Consider the following 18,528-nt stretch of genomic DNA (forward strand, 5'->3'; position numbering starts at 1 on the left):
AACGCGCCGTCTGCCTGGCAGGCATGCGGCGCGCTCACTTCGTTGGCCGGTATCCGGGCTGGCGGCACTGCATCTCTCGCCTTCCCAGGCGCTTGTTCAAGGCGCCCAGTGGCTGTATTGAGAGATGTTGAAGACACATCGGCAATGCCGGTGTGCTTCGTCCGTTTGACCGTTGCGGGGGCAGCGCAGGCGGGACAAGACGGCGGGCCGGTGCTGCATAACAGCGGCCGGTTGCCAGGGTGTCCTCCTGCTTCCCGTTGAACTGCGGCGTGTGAACCACGCCGCGAGCACCAACGCCGGGATTGTAAGACGAAGTGTTTCGGGCGGCGGAAAGGGTGCCTGGCCGCAGCCGGCTGGCGCCGCTACGCCATGCGCGTGTCGCGCGCTTCGCAGGATGGCGGGCGGGAGGTGTGCGGATGAGAGATCCGCGGAAGGGAGCTTGGTGACGAGCCCGTTTGACCAGGGGATCTCAACGGCGAGTCAACGGCAAGTCAACGGCAAGTTAATGGCAAGTCAATGGCAAGCCTCACTGCAAGTCCTCATGTTGAAACGACTGAGGAGCGCAACGCCGCATCAACCTTGCACCGGCCTCAACGCCAGCAGCTTTCGGCCGAGGTCCCGCCGGTGTTGCCGGTGACCGTGCGCCGGTCAACCTGGTTGATTTGCAAAGTGCCGCATTTATCGCGGGCCATGGGGCCCCCTGCGCGGGGCACGGCCTGCAGCACAAAGCCTGTTTGTGTGAGCGAGACAGGCGCAAAGCCGATATCGTAAGTTTGCGTGCCGGCCGCGGCGCCCTTGGGAGACACTTGCAGGGGCGCCGGCAACGCAACAGCCACGGGCGTTGCGGCGTTGGTCATGTTGTACCGGTCGTTTTGCGAATAAAACCGCTGCATGTACTGAGCCGCGTCCAGCAGTTGCGCGCGTGCCTCAGCCCGCCTGGATTTGTTCACCGAATCACGGTAGCTTGGGTAGGCAATGGCTGCCAGTATCGCCAGTATCGCCACGACAACCATCAGCTCAATCAAGGTAAATCCACATTGGCGCATCCTCCCCTCCTCCTTCATCATTTTCAAAAGCAAAACGCCTCCTTCAATTGGGCTGTGCAATCACCTGGCGCCAGTAGCGCTTTGCAACACGGCCGAATGGACTTTGTTCAATCCCCTTGCCACTCGCATCCAGGCTGGTGACCCCACCCTTCGTATTTCTGACCCAGGTCAAAGGGCCGTTATTGCTCGTCGAAGCGGCTACGGCCGTCAGCACGTCAGCTGAGGTGATGACGGTGTCGCCATTGGTGTCAAAAGTGGGCTGCTCAATCGCCTTCATGAAGGGGGCTAGCGACATTTCGTGGCGCAGCAGGCTGGGCGCAGCGCAGGTGGGCAGGCTTGGCGTGACTGTCTGCATCGATACACGGCCATTGGTCATTTCAGGCGCGTTCACCAGCCGCTGCCCCTGGCTCATGGTGAGCGGGAGACGCCAGCCGCGCTTGGTGTGGTAATCCACCGGCGTGACCGTCAAGCCGTAAAAAGTTCCTGTCGTGCCGGGCAGGGGCAGCGGCGTAAACGCCTGCGCCACCATGGTCGACGCGTCAGTGACACGATCTGTCGCAGTCGTGGACGCGGCACCCAGCAGCACCTTGTCCCACACGCCGTACAAGGCTCGCTGTCGGGTCTCTGCGGCATCGCCGGTTTCATGCAGTTTTCCGGTGCCAAACAGTATCATCACGCCCCCCGCTGGATGAAGCGCATAGGCAGGCGCCGCTGTAATGGGCTCGGGGGCCGCCGTGGCATACAGAGGGTTGCGCGCACTGCCCGTAGTGCCAAAAGCGACCGCCCAGTCCGATTGACGGTCAGAAGAAAAGTCGAACTTCCACAGGTTACCCAAGAGGTCGCCGGCGTAGGCGGCCACAATCCGGGCATTTGCATCGCGCACCACACGCACGCCCCCCAGGCCGTTGGGGCTGGATGCGGAACCTGCGCCCGTGTCCAGCTTTTTGATCAGCGCGCCTGTCAGGGCATTGATGACGAATAGCTGGGCCTTTTTGCCGGCGCTTTCATAGCCATTTCCCACAATGACCACCCAGCTGCCATCCCGCATGACGCCGTGCTGGGCTGCATGCAGCACGTACCCCAGTTCGGCATAGTCCGGGTCAGCACTGGAGATATTCCACAAGATGTCAGATGCCCCAGGCGCGGACTGGGCGCTTGTCAGTGCCGCGGGCGCGTTGGTGGCCGTGCCCGGGTAGTTGACCACCGGAACATTGATGGCAAACAGGCTTTTGGCACCGGCGCCGGTGCCCCCCAGCACCAGGTTGCGCCATTTGGACGCGGTAGTGTCGTACACGTCGGCCTCGGTCAAGGGGCCATCCACAAAATACTGGTGCCTGTAAACCGGCGACGCCAGGTTTTTAAGGTTACCCAATACAGGATCGGGTACAAAGGCGAAGGTCTCGGCGCCATTGGCGTCACTGAAGGCATGGAGCATGCCGTCGTTGGCCCCCACAAAGAGCTGGGCCTGGCGCAACTTCTTGGCGGTCAGAAACCGGCGGTAAGTGCTTTGCCCCGCAACATTGGGCGGCAGAAAATCGTATTGCCCGTCCACCTGGTCCTTGACGAGCACCGGCGTCGAATTGACGATGTCACCCAATACGGAGGCGCGCGGCCTGTAGGTGCCCGCCTCATTCGTGCGGTCACCACGCAGGTAATTGAGCAAGTCAACGCCGCCGGAAGCGGAACCAAAAACTCTGACCCGCATGGGATCCGGCAAATCAGCCCATGCAAAGGCAATGCCTTTGGCGCCCGCTGCCGCCTTGTTATAGGTGAATATGTTTCGCGACCCGTGGGCCGGCATATTGGCAGCCGCCGTCCAGGCAACATTCTGGTCTGCGCCGGTTGACGACATATTGATCGCCTTGAGATCACCACTCCAGCGCAGCGACGAAAACTCCGGCACATACTTTCTCGTGACGGAAGAGGGCGTCAGGGTTCTGCTGGAAACGGCAACGCCTGCCTCATTGCCATTCATGGCGGCAATGTCATTAATAATATTTTGAAGAGCGAGTGAGTACTCGGTGGTGTTGCTGGCGCTCAGATACCTGCCACGACTGTTCACGGCCGCATGCCACAGGTCATCGATGTTCTCTTTTCGATCGGCGTCAGGCTGTGGCCAACTCTTCGAGCCACTGGTCAGTGCAGGCAGATCTGTTTTGGGATTGAGGATGCCCGCCAGGCCAAAGGCAACGGTGTAGTTGACCATGTGCTGCCAAAAAGCCGGGTTCTCGTCAGAGGCCTTGACCTCGTTTGCCAGACCGGGATGCAGATCCCGATTCCAGTAATACATGGCCACATCAGCCAGCGTGTCCGCATGTCCGTCCCTGTAAGGCCCACTCGGTAAATAGGTATAACGCTGGGATCTTGGGCCGGTAATAACAGGACCCGCCGTGTTGTCGACATTCTCGCGAGCCGCCGGGGTCGAAGCCGGATCCTCATTCCACATACCGTCCGTCATCATTATGTGGAAAGATCGCCTGCAAGCCAGTTGAGGCGCTGTGTTGTTGCTGCCAGGCTCGCTTCCCCAGGGGCCTTTGTTATCCGTGTACGAGTAATACCGGCCCACCGCATCCATGGCACGGCGCAAGGGGGTTCCCTCTGACGGTTTCTGCTGAAACAGCCATGTATAGAAGCTGCCTTTATTCCCTGCCGCCGTATCCACAAAAGGCCGGACACCTTTTTCGATGGTGTCCACGGACAAGCCGTCAATATCGGACGACTCCATTTTGCTAAGGCGTCCATACCCAACCCTGTAGGTAGCTGGGATGACGGAAAACGCTTCCGCCGTACCCGCAATGGCCACACGCATTCTGGAGCGATGGTACGAATACCAGTTGGAAAAGTTCTGCAACTCCTCGGCGTAGGTGCACACGCCCGCCGATGTTGTGCAATCCACTCTGGCGGCCGCTTTCGGGTAAACGCCGCCTGGCTGGATTAGTACCTGGGTGTAGCTGCTGACAGCCTTGATATCAGAGCCTGTCAGATTGAAGTATTGAGCTACATAAACATTCTGGCTGTCCTCCGGGCAAGAGGACGTTGTGGGGCTTACACACCAGCGCGCACGGATCGGCCGCGAGACCGCCAGGTTTTGCACATCTGCCGAGCCAGGAATTTCGGGAAAATCTCGCGCTGCGGTGCCGGCATATGCCGGGTACCTGGAACCGTCAGACTTGAGCCAGGGTAGATAGCGAACGGCAGGGTTGTAATAAAGTGGGTTCACTGCGGCTGATCGCACCGTTCGGTTAAAAATACTCGGACTGCCTTTGTCGTAAGTGATCAACTTTCTCAATGTCGAGTAACCGCCAACCGGGTTCACCGGTGCGTTGTTGCTGAGAGGCGTGATGCTAAAACCGAAGCCTCCAGTGCACTCATCAGGCACACACTCCAAATTCATTGACCCTGAGTCATCCAGGGTAAACATGATATTTGGCGGAACTACGCCAGCCGTGACCTGAACAGGCGCCTGCAGCATTTGGGCCGCGGCCTCACCGGCCAAGAGCAAAGCAGGCATCGCCATCAGCAAAACATGAGAAATCTTTGTTGCCATCACAACTCTTTTCAGGGACGCAGAACAGACTGGAGCCAGACTTCACTACCGGCAACGGCATTGCCATTGGCGTTAGCCAGATAGTCGGGGCTGTAACCCACGGCAGTGATCAGGTAAGGGTCACTCAAGGTGGCGTCACCGTCGGGCCTGCGCAAGCGGTATTGCTCAATCATGCAGCGCGGGCGCGGCAGGGGGCGCATGCTGGCGGTGGTGATGTAGTCGGCAGGTATCAGCGTGACTTTCGCGGCGCCGGCATACCAGTTGGCGCGTGTTTTCCACTGCGTTGGCATATCGCCGCCGGCCAATCCTTCCGACGCATCATTTTTGACAACGCTTGCCGAGCCCAGCATGGCCTGCCCCGTGCGCACAGCGTCCTCGCACAAGCGCATGGCCGTCTCTGCCGACTGCATGGCCACCGCATTGGTATGGATGTTTTTGGAGACCTGCTCTCCTGTCACGGCGTCACGCACGGTATACAGCGCCACCACCGACAGCACGCTGAGAAAAATAAGCACCATGGCCAGAACCACACCCGCCTGCCGTGCCGTGTGACTTCTTCGATGCGGAAGATGCGGGTACTTCATGCTCAAGATGAACTCGCAAAGTCAGCACGGTTGCGCAGCGCAAAGACCGATGTGAATGAGCGGCGAACCAGCCCATTGGCGGAAGCCACGGAATTTCCGGCGCAATCAATGTAGTTGCCTGCGCCCTTCTGGTCGCGGCCTTCACTGCGCATCACAATGCACAGCTTGACATTGACCACACGTGACCAGCGCGATTCAACACTGCCGGCCAATGCGTCCAGTTGCGTCTGGGTTACATAACGCACCACGTTTCCGCTGAGGCCGTCATCAGCGATGCCATAGCGGATGACCATTTGCTCCACGAACTGCATGAGCGGCTGCCGGACAAACGGGGCCGCACCACCAGACCCTGCACAAAAGAGCTCAGGCGTGCCACTGCTCGGGTCGATGGCAACAGAAAACCGGGATTCGACGAGCTTGTAGTTGCTTGCGTCATAGCTTGAAACCGTATTGGCCGTGATGCCGCTGGTCAGGCAATCGCTGGGATTGCCTCCCACCGCCAGGGTGTTGACATCATCACCTTCAAAACGCACAACGAATGCCGCCTGCCCCGAGCCGGCATTCGGATTGCACGTTAGATCGTCAAACTTCGCATTGGCTGCGCTGCTGAAACCAAAATCACAGCCGCGGATGCCGGCGCCGGTGAAATGCCTGTCTGGATTGGTCACTTTGACGCCATTCACCAGTGCACCTCCGGGCGAAAAAATCGCGCGAGGCGGGCTGTAGCCGGCCATGCGGAGGTTATTGCCCAGTATGGCCATCACCATGGCGGCATCTTCACTGATGCGATTGGTGGAAGACGATTGGCGGCTGGTAGACATCGTGGCCAGGTACACCACGGAAATAGCCCCAACAACCACCAGCCCAATGACCATGCTGATCAGCAACTCGAGCAAGGTGCGGCCGCGCTGATTCACAGGCTCACCCGAAAATACATGCAGCGCGGCCTGGCGGCGGCCGCCGGCAGGCCCGCCAATGCAGGCGCCGGGCATCGATCTCCGCCGCTGGCGGATACAGACAGGCTGCTGGCGTTAAAACTTAGATCGGGTTCGTTCCAGATCACCCAGATGTCTGTCGCCAGCTTGTTGGTGGCGTCGCCGGTGACATAAGCGCCGTCGCCAGGCAATCTGCGCCGCAACGCATTGGTCCACTCGGCAACGTCAATCGCGGCCAGTTCTGCCGCCGTGCAATTTGTGGGCATTGCGCAAGGGGGTACGGCTACCGCACCCGATGCGCCTGAATAGGCCGTGACCTGGTTGTAGTTTCCGGCGCGAAATCCGGCGACATTGCCGCGGGCTCTTTCTCCGTACTCTTGTGCCAGTTGCGACCCGATGGTTTGAAACTGGGACAGTTTGGAATTCAGCAGCGCCGCGGCCGTCGCGCCGCTTAACGCCAGAAGCGCAAACGACATGACCAGCATGGCGATCAACACTTCGAGCAGGGATGAGCCTTTTTGAAAGTTGCTTTTCATCCCACACGCCGCAAGCCGGATACATGAACTCAGGGGGTGCATAGATCAACCGGGTTGTTAATCAGCCGGGTCCGTCCGGACATCGTGACGCAGACACGGCGTTGCTGGTTGGAGGAAAGTGACTGGGAATTGAAAGTGAACTGCGAAGCGCCTGACCGCATCAGGCCGGTAGGCAGGAACACCAGCTTTCGGAAGACGTTTTGCTCGATGCCACCGGTGTCGGTGACAGTGCCCTGCACACGCAGCAACACGTCGCTGGCAGTTGAACCAGAGTTCATCTGGCTATTGCCATCGCGGTCAACGAACACAATCCAGCCGGACTCCCAACCTGTTCCGCTGCCGGCACAGGTGGGCTGATTGCTGGCTGCCGCATCAACGCTGCGGCAGATCACCACCGGTGTACCCCGCTTGATGGCTTCTGAGCGCGCAAGGTTGATGGCGCTTATAAAACTGTTCAGCTGACCGGCCACCGCATTGCGCTCCAGGAAATTGCGCATCATGGGAAGTCCAATGCTGAGCAATATGGCGCCGACTGTGACGGTCACCATCAACTCGATCATGGTGAAACCACGCGAAAACGACAACCTGGACATGCAGCTAGCTATGAATTAGGAAAACACTGACGTGGAGATCTCAGAACCGGCGACGAAAAGTTTCGTGCGATCTGCGAAATGCATGAGACTGACTTTGGTGTGCGGCCCATGCATCGCTTAAGTTGATCGCGCGAGTTACTAATTACCCGGCGCCAATTCTCTCGTCCAATTCACAAGCGAATTGTCAACAATAGTCAAGTCCGCGAGACTGGTGGAGATCGGAATCACCCATCTCCACAACACACCGCGGCTAAACGTCAGCCATTGTTGGACGTTGCGGCAAATACAGATCCACGCCACACATTTGTCGATGCAAGTGGGTGTCCATGAACCCTTGGGGCGATCCCAAAAACGGCGAGCTACAGCCCGAACAGAAGGCAGGCGAATAGCACTGACATGGGTGCCTTCGCGCCAGTAAAGGCGGACAGGCCAGAAGAGATTACGGCCTCTGTCTCCAGCAGAGGTGGTCGCCAGCTAATAGGTGACTACTTCGCTATCGCGCGAGCAGCTTCAGCCTTGCGCTTGGCTTCGTCGGCCTTTTGTTGAAGCTCCTGGGCTTCTTTCTCTGCCTCCTTGGCCTTGGCCTCCTTATCGGAGGCATTGCCGCCAGCCAGCGCATTGCCGGCCATGGTGCCGGCAACTGCGCCCACGGCGACTGCGCCCATAGTGCCCATCAAGCCGGGTCCACGGGCAGCGGGTGCAGCCGCAGCGGCCGGAGCTGCGGTAACGGCGGGTGCGGCAGCGGGCGCCGGGGCCTTGGCTGCTGGAGCGACCGGGGCATTGCCGGCTCGGGCGGCCGGCATCGTTCTGCCTCCACTTCCCATTCGCTTGGCGAATGCAAGCGAAGGCAGGGCCAGCGAAGCGATAGTCAGGGCGATCACAGATGTGGTGGTGCGAAAAGAAGTGTTCACGAATTTCCCGAAGTAAAAATGAATAAGAAGGAAGACTGGGCCATCCGGCTCACTCGGCCGGGCGTCTGCCTCAGTCGAATATTTCACTGAGCCACGATTTGGGCTTGCGCCTGCCATAACCCGTGTTGTGGCGGTAGTCTGAATCCTGAAAGTCAGGTCGCCGTGCCGGTTGCTGATATGCCGGTTGCTGCGCCGGTGCGGCGGCCACGTCGCGCGCTATGAGCTTGTCCAACTCACCACGGTCCAGCCATACACCGCGGCATTGAGGGCAGTAATCGATTTCAACGCCTTGGCGCTCCGTCATGACCAGTGTGACGTCGTTGCAATGAGGGCATTTCATGAGTTTCTCCTTGAATTAGTCGTTGCTGCCGCCGAAGCCGAAGAGGCTCAACAGGCTGGTAAAAAGATTGAACAGGGAAACGAAGAGGCTTACGGTGGCCAAGACGTAATTGGTCTCGCCGCCGTTCACGATGCGGCTGGTTTCAAACAGGATCATTCCTGCCGACAGCAGTGCCACCACGGCCGACACGGCCAGCGCCAGCGCCGGCATCTGCAGGAACATCGCCGCCAGGCCCGCCAGAATCGCGATCACCATGCCGGCGAACAGGAAACCGCCCATGAAGCTGAAGTCACGCCGTGTGGCCAATACCCAGCCGGACAAGGTCAGGAAAGTCACGCCCGTCGTGCCAAGCGCCAGTGCGATGGTCTGCGCTCCGCCTGGCAGGGCCAAATGCATAGCCAGCAAAGGGCCAAGCGTGTAGCCCATAAAGCCGGTGAGAGCGAAAACCGCCGGGACGGCCCAGCCGCTGTTCTGCACCTTATGGATGAGGAACAGCAATCCGAAATATCCGGCCAGCGTAATGATCAACCCAGGGGCCGGCAGCTTGAGGAAGACACTCAACGCGGCCATCGCGGCGCTGAACAACAGCGTCATGGACAGCAAGGCATAGGTGTTACGGAGCACCCTGTGCTTTGCAAGGCCTGCGCCCCAGCCGGAGCCGGCGGTTTGAGGTGAGAGAACTAATGGTCGATTCATGGTGTGCCTTTCTTGAGTCGCAGAAGATCCGCGGTAGTGAATACAGAATAGGGCTTCCATTCACCAATAAAAAGCAGAAAATGGCTGATCTACCATCCCGTAAAAACTGACTATGAGTCTCGCATTCAACTATCGGCATTTGTACTATTTCTGGGTCGTTGCGAAGGAAGGCGGCATGTCGCACGCGGCGGCGCGGCTGGACATGGCGGTGCAGACCATCAGCGCCCAGGTACGGGAACTGGAGCGGGACTTGGGATGCCAGCTGCTCAAACCCGCTGGGCGTGGCCTGGCGCTGACCGAAGCAGGCGACGTTGCCTTGCAGCAGGCCGAGCAAATCTTCCAGTTGGGCGAAGCGCTACCTGAATTGGTACGCAATGCCGCTCAGGTCAAATCAGTTCGGCTTACGGTAGGCATTGCAGACGGCCTGCCCAAGCTGGTGGTGCAGCGCCTGCTTCAGCCGGTGCTGGGCACGCCCGACCTGAGGCTCGTGTGCCACGAGGGTGAAATGGCCGACCTTCTGGCCGACCTGGCCATGCATCGGCTGGATGTTGTGCTCTCTGACCACCCCGCACCGTTCAATCCACATCTGAAGGTGCACAACCATTCCCTGGGCACTTCAGGTATGGGGTGGTACGCATCGCAGCGTTGGTGGAAGGCGGCTCAAAAAGATTTCCCGGCGTCATTAGGCAAGGTGCCGGTATTGCTGCCAACTTCACATTCCATCGTGCGCGGGCCACTGGACCAGTGGCTTACCCAGCACGGGCTGCGCCCGCGAGTTGTTGGAGAGTTTGAGGACAGCGCCCTGCTGGAAACATTCGGTGGCAGCGGGCTGGGCGTTTTTCCGGCTGCGCTGTCGGTACAAGATGACCTCATGAAGCGCCATCAAGTCAGGTTGCTGGGTCCTTGTGAAGGTGTAGATGAAAACTACTATGCCATCAGCACGGAGCGCAAAGTGAAGCACCCCGTGATCCAGCAATTGCTCATCCCCCACTGATTTGCGAGGCGCGCCATTCAGTCCGCATGAGCGCTGCTTTGCGCTGCCGCATGTCTATAGCGAGCTGGCGAGATGCCGCGTCACCGGCACGTCACCGGCACGTCACCGGCACGTCACCGGCCCGTGAGCGGCTTCGTGGTGGTCAATGTATGGGCCGGCCGAGCCGTTGGCTCATTCTTGATATGAAGTAGTTCACCAGGCAGTACAACACTGCTACAACAAGGTATACGGGTACCAGCGCGTGGTAGTTGGCGATTAGCACCTTGGCGTTCTGCATCAGTTCGCCGTAGGTGACGACATAGCCGAAGGTGGTGTCTTTGACCACGATGACCAGTTGCGCGACCAGTGCCGGGACGATGTAGCGCAAGGCTTGAGGAAAGACGACGGAGAAGAATACCTGTGCCTCGGTCAACCCCAGGCTTCGCGCAGCGTCGGTCTGGCCGCGGGGGACGGCCAGCACGCCCGCGCGGTAGACCTCGGCCACCACTGCGGCGATGCTGAGCCCGACGGGCAAGGTCAACATCCAGTAGGTACTCAGCTTGATCCCGGCCGACGGAAGCACCAGAAAACACACGTAGATGAGCAGCAGCGTCGGCACGCCACGCAGGAATTCGATGACCGCGATGCTGGGCCACCGCGCCAGCCGCAGCCGCGACATGCGGCCCAACAGCAGAACCAAGCCGAGGACCAGCGCGATGACGGCGGCCGTTGCCGCCGATGCGAGCGTGCCAAGCAGGCCCTTGGCCAGGAAGCCCCAGGTCGTGGTCCAGGCGAAGATTTTCCAGAGCCGCGCGTCGAGCTGGCCTGCGGCATGGAACCGGTACAGGATGCCTGCGGCCACTACGAGCAATACAACCGCGACGGCCGCGCTCACAGCCCGGGTGACGGCCCGGGCACTGGGGCTCGGAGCACCAAAGAGAATGTCTTCCAGCGCGCGGCTCATCGCAGTATCCGCATCTTCTTTTCAAGGATGGCGCCGGCCCAGGCGATGAGCAGGCCCGATACCAGGTACATCGCAGCAGCCACCGCGAACGCGGACATGCCGGCGGCGGAGTCATTGGCGATCTTGGCCACAAGCGCGGTGAGTTCGCGGCCCGGAAGCGGAACCTGCGAAGCCAGCGAGGTCGACAACATCAGCGCAATGAGCAGCGAGGTCATCGGCTGCACCACCGCGCGCAGCGCCTGAGGCAACACCACCGCAGTGATGACGCGTATCGGACGCATGCCCAGGCTGAGTGCGGCCTCCGCCTGGCCACCGGCGACGGTGTTGATGCCGGTGCGCAGGTAGTCCGCCGTGAACGCGGAACACACCAGCGTCAATGTCAGGATCACGCTGGGCTCATAGTCGATCAGGACGTTGAGATCGGGCAGCGCGAACACGATGAAGATCAGCAGCGCAACGCTGGGAATGTTGCGGAAGATCTCGACGTAGACGGTCAACACGAAGCGCAGCGGCCGCAACGGCAGAAGCCGGAGCACCGTCACGACCGTGCCCAGCACGAAGCCGGCGACAAACGAGATGGCTGTGAGCTTCCAGGTCAGCAAAAGGGCCTGCCCGAAGGCAGGCCCGTAGCTGGCCAGGAGACTGGAGACACTGCCCATTGTTTAAGGCAGGGCGGGCGGCGTCGGAACAGCAGTGTTGCCGGTGCGTTGTCCGATGGAGACCGTCCACAGCTTGCCCCAGGTGCCGTCGGCTTCGATCTTCTTCAGGAAGGCATTGATGAAGGCCACACCGTCGGAGCCCTTGGGCAGGCCGACGCCGTAGGGGTCCTGCGCACCAAAGGGCGCGCCGGCCAGTTGCGCGTCTCCGGTGCCAAGGCTCAGGACGTTGAGCAGCAGTGTGTGATCGGTCACGTAGGCGTCCACACGTCCCTGGCGCAGTGCGTCGAGGGCTTCCTGATGTGTCTGGAACTCTTGCACGGTAGCTTTGGGCGCGAACTGCGCCAGGATCGCGGGGCCCGTAGATCCGGCCTGCGTGGCGGTCTTCTTGCCGGCGAGATCGTTGTATGACTGGATCGCCTTGTTGTTCGACTTGACCAACACGCCAGCCTGTGAGGTGTAGTAAGGACCGGCGAAGGAGATTTTCTCAGCGCGGGCGGGGTTGATGGAGTAGGTGGCGAACACGATGTCCACCTGGTCGTTGATGAGCACCTGTTCGCGTGTGGACGAGTTCACCTGCGTGAACTGGAACTTGGACCCGTCGCCCAGAATGTAGCGCGTGATGAGCTGGGCCAGACCCGCGTCGAAACCGCGGATCTTGCCGTCCTTCTCATTGAGCAAGGAGAAAAGATTCGAGGTTTGGGTACCGCCCAGGCGCAGCGTGCCGGCCTTCTTGATCTTGCTGGCCCAGGTGCTCGAAGCGATGGTCGCAGCGTCAGCAACGGGGCCCTGGGCGATCAGCGCATCAAACGCCGGCGCATTGATGGGCGTGCCTTGCGCGAAAAGCGGCGCACCGGCAACGATAGTCAGTGCGACCACGGTGGATTTCAGGACGGATTGGATGGACATGCATTCCTCTTGGATGGTGGGTGATGCAAACGAATATATAGAAGTCGATATAGCGGTTTTGGAATATGCATACTGCTTTCCTGGCCCTTCGACTCCCGGGCCTACCGATACGCCTGTCTTCGCCAGCGTGACAAGCAGTGCGGACGAAGGGAAAGAGATGGACACGTCTGAGGCATCGGTCTGCTGAAAAAGTCTGATTGGCATAGTGTCCGCTTCTGGCCGAAAGCTTTCATCTTACGGACGGCTGTAATGGGCCCAGAGGAGTCGTTCACGGCTCAATGAACCCGCAGCACCTCAAACTGCTGTCGGATTGCAGCGACCTGTATCGACACATCATCACCCTCGCATTTGCCCAGCATGGCCATGCCCAAAGGGGCTTCCATGCTGATGACCTGAACCAGCTGAGTCCCGCTTCCCAACTGCATGCTGCCCCCATCCGGGCCGAGAAAGAGCTGTTGCTGCTTGTCGTCGGAATCGACCAGGCAGACCAGCGCTCCGAGCTGTATCCCTTTACTGGCGTCGTAGGGACGCGGGCGGAATTGGTGCCACTTGGCCATCGCCTGGCGGATGGCTTCGGCGCGCCGAACTTGGCCGGTGGCCAGGTAGGCGGCTTCGAGTCCCAATGTGTCGTATTTGTTTTCGGCGATATTTTCTGCGTGGGTCGCCGTTTCGTGTGCCACCCGCACTGCATCTTCGGCTTGCAGCAGGTCTTCGGCGAGCCGTTTCAGCACCTGCTGTTGCAGCGAGAATTTATTCATGACGGAAGGTAGACCTCTCAAACAAGCCGGGAAGGTCTTAATTATGAAGGGCTCCTCCAGCCGTCGACCCGATTGCACTTTCGGCAGTGCACCGTCAACGTTTATTCTTGCCGCCTATGAGTTCTCCTCCAAGCCAATAAACCTGGCGGCTACGCTGCGCGGCATGAAATGCCGCGCAAATCCGTCACTCAACAGTGACGGATTTCGCCAGGTTTCGGGAGGGCTTGTGTGGCCACGTAACTTCGCTGCGCGAAGTAAGTGTCCACCAAACCCCGCAGCGCTATTGCGCACCGTGACTGTCATTCGACAGTCACAGACTTTGCCAAGTTACGGGTGGGGAGGGTTTGTGTGGCCGCATAACTTCGCTTCGCGAAGTGAGCGTCCACCAAACCTCGCAGTGCGCTGACGCGCACCGTGACTGTCATTCGACAGTCACGCTCTTTGCTAGATTGCGGGGTTTGTCCACATCCGTCCCCCGCGCCACAGCCGTGTGATACGCCAGCAACTGCAGCGGCACCACATGCAGCAGCGGGCTGAGTGCGCCGTAGTGTTCAGGCATGCGGATCACATGCAAACCCTCGCCGCTTTCGATGTGGCTGTCGGCGTCGGCCAGTACGTAGAGGACGCCGCCGCGGGCGCGGACTTCCTGCATATTGCTTTTGAGTTTTTCGAGCAGTGCGTCGTTGGGGGCGACGGTGACGACGGGCATTTCGCTGGTGACGAGGGCCAGGGGGCCGTGTTTGAGTTCACCTGCGGGGTAAGCCTCTGCGTGGATGTAGCTGATCTCTTTGAGCTTGAGGGCGCCTTCGAGGGCGATGGGGTAATGCAGGCCGCGGCCGAGGAAAAGTGCGTTTTCCATCTTGGCGAAGTCTTCGGCCCAGCTGATGACTTGCGGCTCCAGCGCCAGCACGGCTTGCAGGGCTGCGGGCAGGTGGCGCATGGCTTTGAGGTGGCCAGCCTCTTCTTCGTCTGTGAGCTTGCCTTTGCTTTGGGCCAGGGCTAGGGTGAGCAGGAAGAGGCCTGCGAGTTGGGTGGTGAAGGCCTTGGTGGATGCAACGCCAATCTCCACGCCCGCGCGCGTGATGTAGGCGAGCTTGCATTCGCGCACCATGGCGGACGTTGACACGTTGCAGATGGTGAGGGTTTGCGTCATGCCCAGGCTTTGCGCGTGGCGCAGCGCGGCCAGGGTGTCGGCCGTCTCACCGCTTTGGGTGATGGTGACGACGAGCGACTTGGGGTTGGGCACCGAGGTGCGGTAGCGGTATTCGCTGGCCACTTCGACTTGTGTGGGGATGCCGGCAATCGACTCGAGCCAGTACTTGGCGGCGCAGCCGCTGTAGTAGCTGGTGCCGCAGGCCAGGATGAGGACGGAGTCGATGTCTTTGAAGACGCGGAAGGCCTCGTCGCCAAACAGCTCGGGGACTATGCCTTCAACACCTTCGAGCGTGTCGGCAATGGCGCGCGGCTGCTCAAAAATTTCTTTTTGCATGTAGTGGCGGTAGGGGCCCAGCTCGGCCGCGCCGCTGTGGGCCTGCACGGTTTTGACGTCGCGCTGCGCGGGCTTGCCGTCTTTGCCGACGATCCAGTATTTACCAAGCTGGATGTCGACCATGTCGCCTTCTTCAAGGTAGACGATCTGGTCGGTCACGCCGGCCAGCGCCATCGCGTCGCTGGCGAGGAAGTTCTCGGTCTTGTCTTTGCCCACACCCAGAATCAGTGGCGAGCCGGCGCGCGCGCCGACGACGCGGTGCGGCTCGTCTTTGCAGAAGGCGGCAATCGCATAAGCGCCGTGCAGTTGCGCCACGGTGGCTTTCAGGGCTTCAAACAAATCGCCGTCGTAGAGGCTGTCGAGCAGGTGCACGATGACTTCGGTGTCGGTCTGGCTGTCGAAGACATAACCCTTGGCCTTCAGGCCGGCGCGCAGCTCTTCGTAGTTTTCGATGATGCCGTTGTGCACCAGCGCAACCTTGCCGGGCTTGGCTTGCGATGCGGCGCCGCTGCCGTGGCTGAAGTGCGGGTGGGCGTTGTGCACGGCCGGCGCGCCGTGGGTGGCCCAGCGGGTGTGGGCAATGCCGGTGCCGCCTTCGAGCTTGTCGGTGGCGACCTGCTCTTGCAGCTCGGCCACGCGCGAGGTGCTGCGTGCGCGCTTGAGGCCACCGGCATACACCGCGACGCCGCAGGAGTCATAACCGCGGTACTCCAGCCGCTGCAGGCCCTGCACCAGGATGGGAACGATATTTCGTGTCGAAACGGAAGCAACGATGCCGCACATAGAAAGGTCTCCTGAAATCAATGAATTGACGCAATGGAGGGATGCTACGTGCTTGCTATTTTGTTATGTGATTGATTTTTGTTTGATTTTGGAATTTAATTTCATCAATGCCTATTGATTAAATTTTATTTCATTTAAAGTAATTTAATGGAACAAATCACCATAGACGAGACAGACCTCAAGCTGCTCGATAGCCTGCAAACCGACGCCTCGCTGAGCAACCAGGCATTGGCTGAGCGTACCCACATCTCGCCGCCTACCTGCCTGCGCCGCGTCAAGCGCCTGCGCGATGCAGGCCTGGTCGAGCGCGAGATCGCCGTACTCAGCACCGACAAACTGGCCGGCATTACCGGCCACGGGCTGACGGCGCTGGTTGAGATCACGCTGGAGCGGCAGGGCGCCGAGCAGCAAGAAGCGTTTGAGGCACGCGTGGTGCAGGACGACGCAGTGCAGCAGTGCTATCGCGTCTCACCGGGGCCGGACTTCATGCTGGTGGTGCATGTGGCCGACATGCCGCGCTACCTGGCGCTGGCGCAGCGGCTGTTTACCAGCGATGCGAATGTGCGCAACGTAAAGGCCTTCTTCAGCACCAAGCGGGCCAAGTTTGAGCCGAAAGTGCTGCTAGCCCAATAAAGACGGGCGCAGGCAGCTCTTGAATTTATAGCACCCCAAAAGCCGGAATCAGGCCAGTGCCAGCTTGGCACGCATCCGCGCCGTCGGCTTGTCTGTCGCAGCCTTTCGTGCCGAGGCCTGCTCACGCGCCAAGTCCCAAAACGCCCGTGCCAGCGGCGACAGCCTGGCCACGTCCAGGCAAGCCAGCCCCACCGTGCGCGGCTGTGTGGGCAGCAGCGGCCGGTAGACCACGCCCGGCGGTGCATCGGGCAAGGCCAGCCGCGCCGCAACCGACACCGCCAGCCCCTGCTGCACAAATTGCAGGATGGAGATGATCTGCGTGAAGTGGTACAGCACCTTGGGCAGCGCAATGTTTTTTTGCAGGATGGGCACCACGACCGGGCCGCAACCGGCCTCGGTCAGCACAAAGTCCAGCCCCGTCAGCGCGCTGACGGGCACGGCCTTGTGTTGGGCCAGCGCATGCCCCGCCGGCAGGATGGCGACAAACTCGTCCTGCACCAGCGGCAGCACTTCAAAGCGCTCATCAGGCACCACCACAAAGCCAAGCTCCACGCGCTTTTGCAGCAGCCAGCCGTCAATCACTTCATCGCTTTCTTCTTCAATGCGCACCTGCGCGCCGGGGTGGCGTTTTTTGAAAGCGGCCAGCAGGGGCGGCAGCAAGTTGACGGTAGACGTCGGGCCGAAGGAGCCTATGCGCAGCGTGCCGGTTTTCAGCTCTTTGGCGTCGCCCAGCTCTTGCGTCATGGTGGCGGCCAGGGCCGTCATCTCGCGGGCGCGCAGCAGCAGGCGTTCGCCGGCGTCGGTCATGGTCACGCCGGAGGCATCGCGCTGCGCGAGCTTGACGCCGAACTGCGTCTCCAGCGCGCGCAGCGCATGGCTGACGGCAGATTGTGTGGTGCCCAGCCGCATCGCAGCGCGCGAAAAACTGCGGCATTCGTCCAGGGTGATCAGCACTTCGAGTTGGGCCAGGGTCATGATGAGTGAATGCCTATGAGTGAATGCTCATTTGATAGTGAGTTACTTAACAACTAATCTCATGCATGAATTTACGCGATTTGCCCCTTTTTCACCATCCCTCTCTCTTCAAGAACTCCATGACCGCTGCCGCCACCTCCCCTGTCGCATCCTCACCCGCGCCCGGCGCCAGCCTGCTGGGCATCTATTTGCGCCTGAGCTGCGTGCCCATGCTCTGGGGCGCGACCTTTATCGCCGGGCGCGTCATCTCGGCGCATTTGCCGCCCGCCACGGCCGGCTTTATCCGCTTTGTATTTGCCACGCTGGCGCTAATGGCAGCACTGCATTTCACCGAAGGCCTGCGCGCCCTCACGACGCTCACGCGGCGCCAGTTGCTGGGCACCATGGCGCTCGGCGCTACCGGCATCTTTACCTACAACCTGCTGTTCTTCACCGCCCTCTCGGTGCTGCCTGCGGGCCGCACCTCACTCATCATTGCGCTCAACCCCGTCGTCACGCTGCTGATTGCCGTCGCGCTGCTGGGCGACCGTCTCTCGGCCACACGCTGGCTGGGCGTGGCCCTGGCGCTGCTGGGTGTGTGGGTGGTGGTGACGCGCGGCGACCTGTCGCAGATCGCGCAATCCGTCGGCAAGGGTGAACTCTCGATGTTCGGCGCGGTGTGTGCCTGGGCCGTCTATACCCTGCTGGGCCGCAAGCTGCTGCAGGGCCTCTCCCCTGTGCTGGCCACGCTGTGGGCCGCGATCTGGGGCACTTTGTTTTTGGGCCTGCTGGCGCTGCGCGATGTACCGCATGTGCATGCCGCGTCGTTCACCGTTGAAGTGTGGGCAGGCCTGGTGTTCCTCGGCGTATTCGGCACGGCCGTGGCGTTTGTCTGGTACTACGACGGCTTGCGCCGGCTGGGTGCGGCGCGGACTGTTGTGTTTAACAACCTGGTGCCTGTTTTCGGTGTGTTGCTGGGGTGGTTGATTCTGGGGGAGCCTTTGAGTGCCAGTTTGCTGGCTGGTGGGGGGTTGGCGATATTTGGGGTGTTTTTGGTTAATCGGGTTAAGGGTTGAATTGTTTTTGGCCGGTCTTGCTCCGGCCTTAGCGCTTATCTGAGTTCTGCTGGCCGGGGGTGGCCCGGCGGCCAGTAACTTTCTTTTGCTTCGCCAAAAGAAAGTCACCAAAGAAAAGGCGACCCGCAGTCTGGGTCCCTACGCT

General features: G+C 60.4%; 18 protein-coding genes and 1 riboswitch. Of the genes, 3 read left to right on the forward strand and 15 right to left on the reverse strand.

Annotated elements, in window-relative coordinates:
- Positions 1-26: 26 nt before the first annotated feature.
- A riboswitch (cobalamin riboswitch) is annotated at positions 27-310 on the reverse strand.
- 280 nt (positions 311-590) lie between these two features.
- The 9 genes from BM408_RS09885 to BM408_RS09925 form a co-directional block, all read right to left on the reverse strand.
- The gene (locus tag BM408_RS09885; protein WP_371327001.1) at positions 591-1,067 is read right to left on the reverse strand and encodes a type IV pilin protein; all 477 of its coding nucleotides are present in this window, start codon (positions 1,065-1,067) and stop codon (positions 591-593) included.
- Between the two features lie 22 nt (positions 1,068-1,089).
- Positions 1,090-4,593, reverse strand: a complete 3,504-nt coding sequence (locus BM408_RS09890) for a pilus assembly protein (RefSeq protein ID WP_092129428.1) — start codon at positions 4,591-4,593, stop codon at positions 1,090-1,092.
- Positions 4,594-4,604: 11 nt separating this feature from the next.
- Positions 4,605-5,111, reverse strand: a complete 507-nt coding sequence (locus BM408_RS09895) for a pilus assembly PilX family protein (protein ID WP_092129430.1) — start codon at positions 5,109-5,111, stop codon at positions 4,605-4,607.
- Between the two features lie 68 nt (positions 5,112-5,179).
- Positions 5,180-6,169, reverse strand: a complete 990-nt coding sequence (locus BM408_RS09900) for a PilW family protein (protein WP_092129432.1) — start codon at positions 6,167-6,169, stop codon at positions 5,180-5,182.
- Positions 6,091-6,648, reverse strand: coding sequence for a type IV pilus modification protein PilV (pilV, locus tag BM408_RS09905; protein WP_175541745.1), 558 nt, complete (start codon positions 6,646-6,648; stop codon positions 6,091-6,093). The genes BM408_RS09900 and pilV overlap by 79 nt, the downstream gene beginning before the upstream one ends.
- A 29-nt stretch (positions 6,649-6,677) precedes the next feature.
- Positions 6,678-7,196 carry a GspH/FimT family pseudopilin gene (locus BM408_RS09910; RefSeq protein WP_371327002.1) on the reverse strand — a complete coding sequence of 173 codons (519 nt, stop codon included), beginning with the start codon at positions 7,194-7,196 and terminating at the stop codon, positions 6,678-6,680.
- 530 nt (positions 7,197-7,726) lie between these two features.
- Positions 7,727-8,044, reverse strand: coding sequence for a hypothetical protein (locus BM408_RS09915; protein WP_371327000.1), 318 nt, complete (start codon positions 8,042-8,044; stop codon positions 7,727-7,729).
- A gap of 178 nt (positions 8,045-8,222) precedes the next feature.
- A complete protein-coding gene (locus tag BM408_RS09920) occupies positions 8,223-8,492 on the reverse strand; it encodes a TFIIB-type zinc ribbon-containing protein (RefSeq protein WP_092129438.1) in 270 nt (89 codons plus the stop codon).
- Between the two features lie 15 nt (positions 8,493-8,507).
- Positions 8,508-9,188 (reverse strand): Bax inhibitor-1/YccA family protein, encoded by a 681-nt coding sequence (locus BM408_RS09925; RefSeq protein ID WP_092129440.1) that lies wholly within the window; start codon positions 9,186-9,188, stop codon positions 8,508-8,510.
- Positions 9,189-9,300: 112 nt separating this feature from the next.
- On the opposite strand from BM408_RS09925, the gene BM408_RS09930 reads away from it, so the two are divergent.
- The gene (locus tag BM408_RS09930; RefSeq protein WP_092129442.1) at positions 9,301-10,182 is read left to right on the forward strand and encodes a LysR family transcriptional regulator; all 882 of its coding nucleotides are present in this window, start codon (positions 9,301-9,303) and stop codon (positions 10,180-10,182) included.
- A 142-nt stretch (positions 10,183-10,324) separates the two neighbouring features.
- On the opposite strand, the gene BM408_RS09935 is transcribed toward BM408_RS09930, so the two are convergent.
- The 5 genes from BM408_RS09935 to glmS all read right to left on the reverse strand — a co-directional run bounded on the left by BM408_RS09935 (position 10,325) and on the right by glmS (position 15,720).
- Positions 10,325-11,125 (reverse strand): amino acid ABC transporter permease, encoded by an 801-nt coding sequence (locus BM408_RS09935; RefSeq protein WP_092129444.1) that lies wholly within the window; start codon positions 11,123-11,125, stop codon positions 10,325-10,327.
- Positions 11,122-11,784: an amino acid ABC transporter permease gene (locus BM408_RS09940; protein WP_092129446.1), complete on the reverse strand. Its 663-nt coding sequence runs from the start codon at positions 11,782-11,784 to the stop codon at positions 11,122-11,124. The genes BM408_RS09935 and BM408_RS09940 overlap by 4 nt, the downstream gene beginning before the upstream one ends.
- A 3-nt stretch (positions 11,785-11,787) precedes the next feature.
- Positions 11,788-12,690, reverse strand: a complete 903-nt coding sequence (locus BM408_RS09945; protein WP_092129447.1) for a glutamate ABC transporter substrate-binding protein — start codon at positions 12,688-12,690, stop codon at positions 11,788-11,790.
- Positions 12,691-12,965: 275 nt separating this feature from the next.
- Positions 12,966-13,448, reverse strand: coding sequence for a GreA/GreB family elongation factor (locus tag BM408_RS09950; protein WP_092129449.1), 483 nt, complete (start codon positions 13,446-13,448; stop codon positions 12,966-12,968).
- A 421-nt stretch (positions 13,449-13,869) separates the two neighbouring features.
- On the reverse strand, positions 13,870-15,720 hold the full coding sequence (gene glmS, locus BM408_RS09955) for a glutamine--fructose-6-phosphate transaminase (isomerizing) (protein WP_092129451.1): 1,851 nt from the start codon (positions 15,718-15,720) through the stop codon (positions 13,870-13,872).
- A 147-nt stretch (positions 15,721-15,867) separates the two neighbouring features.
- Between glmS and BM408_RS09960 the strand changes: the two genes are divergently transcribed.
- The gene (locus BM408_RS09960) at positions 15,868-16,353 is read left to right on the forward strand and encodes an Lrp/AsnC family transcriptional regulator (protein ID WP_092129453.1); all 486 of its coding nucleotides are present in this window, start codon (positions 15,868-15,870) and stop codon (positions 16,351-16,353) included.
- A gap of 48 nt (positions 16,354-16,401) precedes the next feature.
- Here the strand turns inward: BM408_RS09960 and BM408_RS09965 are convergent, their stop codons facing one another.
- Entirely contained in the window at positions 16,402-17,328 is a 927-nt protein-coding gene (locus tag BM408_RS09965; RefSeq protein ID WP_092129455.1) for a LysR family transcriptional regulator, read from the reverse strand.
- A 119-nt stretch (positions 17,329-17,447) separates the two neighbouring features.
- On the opposite strand from BM408_RS09965, the gene BM408_RS09970 reads away from it, so the two are divergent.
- Positions 17,448-18,383 (forward strand): DMT family transporter, encoded by a 936-nt coding sequence (locus BM408_RS09970; protein ID WP_092129457.1) that lies wholly within the window; start codon positions 17,448-17,450, stop codon positions 18,381-18,383.
- Positions 18,384-18,528: the final 145 nt, after the last annotated feature.

Origin of the sequence: Polaromonas sp. YR568 (assembly GCF_900116715.1) — a bacterium.
In the GTDB taxonomy this organism is placed as follows: domain Bacteria; phylum Pseudomonadota; class Gammaproteobacteria; order Burkholderiales; family Burkholderiaceae_C; genus Polaromonas.

Coding starts and splice junctions, on each gene's coding strand:
- BM408_RS09885 (WP_371327001.1), bottom strand. CDS start 1,067: ATGATGAAGGAGGAGGGGAGGATGCGCCAATGTGGATTTACCTTGATT.
- BM408_RS09890 (WP_092129428.1), bottom strand. CDS start 4,593: ATGGCAACAAAGATTTCTCATGTTTTGCTGATGGCGATGCCTGCTTTG.
- BM408_RS09895 (WP_092129430.1), bottom strand. CDS start 5,111: ATGGTGCTTATTTTTCTCAGCGTGCTGTCGGTGGTGGCGCTGTATACC.
- BM408_RS09900 (WP_092129432.1), bottom strand. CDS start 6,169: ATGCCCGGCGCCTGCATTGGCGGGCCTGCCGGCGGCCGCCGCCAGGCC.
- pilV (WP_175541745.1), bottom strand. CDS start 6,648: ATGAAAAGCAACTTTCAAAAAGGCTCATCCCTGCTCGAAGTGTTGATC.
- BM408_RS09910 (WP_371327002.1), bottom strand. CDS start 7,196: ATGGTGACCGTCACAGTCGGCGCCATATTGCTCAGCATTGGACTTCCC.
- BM408_RS09915 (WP_371327000.1), bottom strand. CDS start 8,044: ATGCCGGCCGCCCGAGCCGGCAATGCCCCGGTCGCTCCAGCAGCCAAG.
- BM408_RS09920 (WP_092129438.1), bottom strand. CDS start 8,492: ATGAAATGCCCTCATTGCAACGACGTCACACTGGTCATGACGGAGCGC.
- BM408_RS09925 (WP_092129440.1), bottom strand. CDS start 9,188: ATGAATCGACCATTAGTTCTCTCACCTCAAACCGCCGGCTCCGGCTGG.
- BM408_RS09930 (WP_092129442.1), top strand. CDS start 9,301: ATGAGTCTCGCATTCAACTATCGGCATTTGTACTATTTCTGGGTCGTT.
- BM408_RS09935 (WP_092129444.1), bottom strand. CDS start 11,125: ATGAGCCGCGCGCTGGAAGACATTCTCTTTGGTGCTCCGAGCCCCAGT.
- BM408_RS09940 (WP_092129446.1), bottom strand. CDS start 11,784: ATGGGCAGTGTCTCCAGTCTCCTGGCCAGCTACGGGCCTGCCTTCGGG.
- BM408_RS09945 (WP_092129447.1), bottom strand. CDS start 12,690: ATGTCCATCCAATCCGTCCTGAAATCCACCGTGGTCGCACTGACTATC.
- BM408_RS09950 (WP_092129449.1), bottom strand. CDS start 13,448: ATGAATAAATTCTCGCTGCAACAGCAGGTGCTGAAACGGCTCGCCGAA.
- glmS (WP_092129451.1), bottom strand. CDS start 15,720: ATGTGCGGCATCGTTGCTTCCGTTTCGACACGAAATATCGTTCCCATC.
- BM408_RS09960 (WP_092129453.1), top strand. CDS start 15,868: ATGGAACAAATCACCATAGACGAGACAGACCTCAAGCTGCTCGATAGC.
- BM408_RS09965 (WP_092129455.1), bottom strand. CDS start 17,328: ATGACCCTGGCCCAACTCGAAGTGCTGATCACCCTGGACGAATGCCGC.
- BM408_RS09970 (WP_092129457.1), top strand. CDS start 17,448: ATGACCGCTGCCGCCACCTCCCCTGTCGCATCCTCACCCGCGCCCGGC.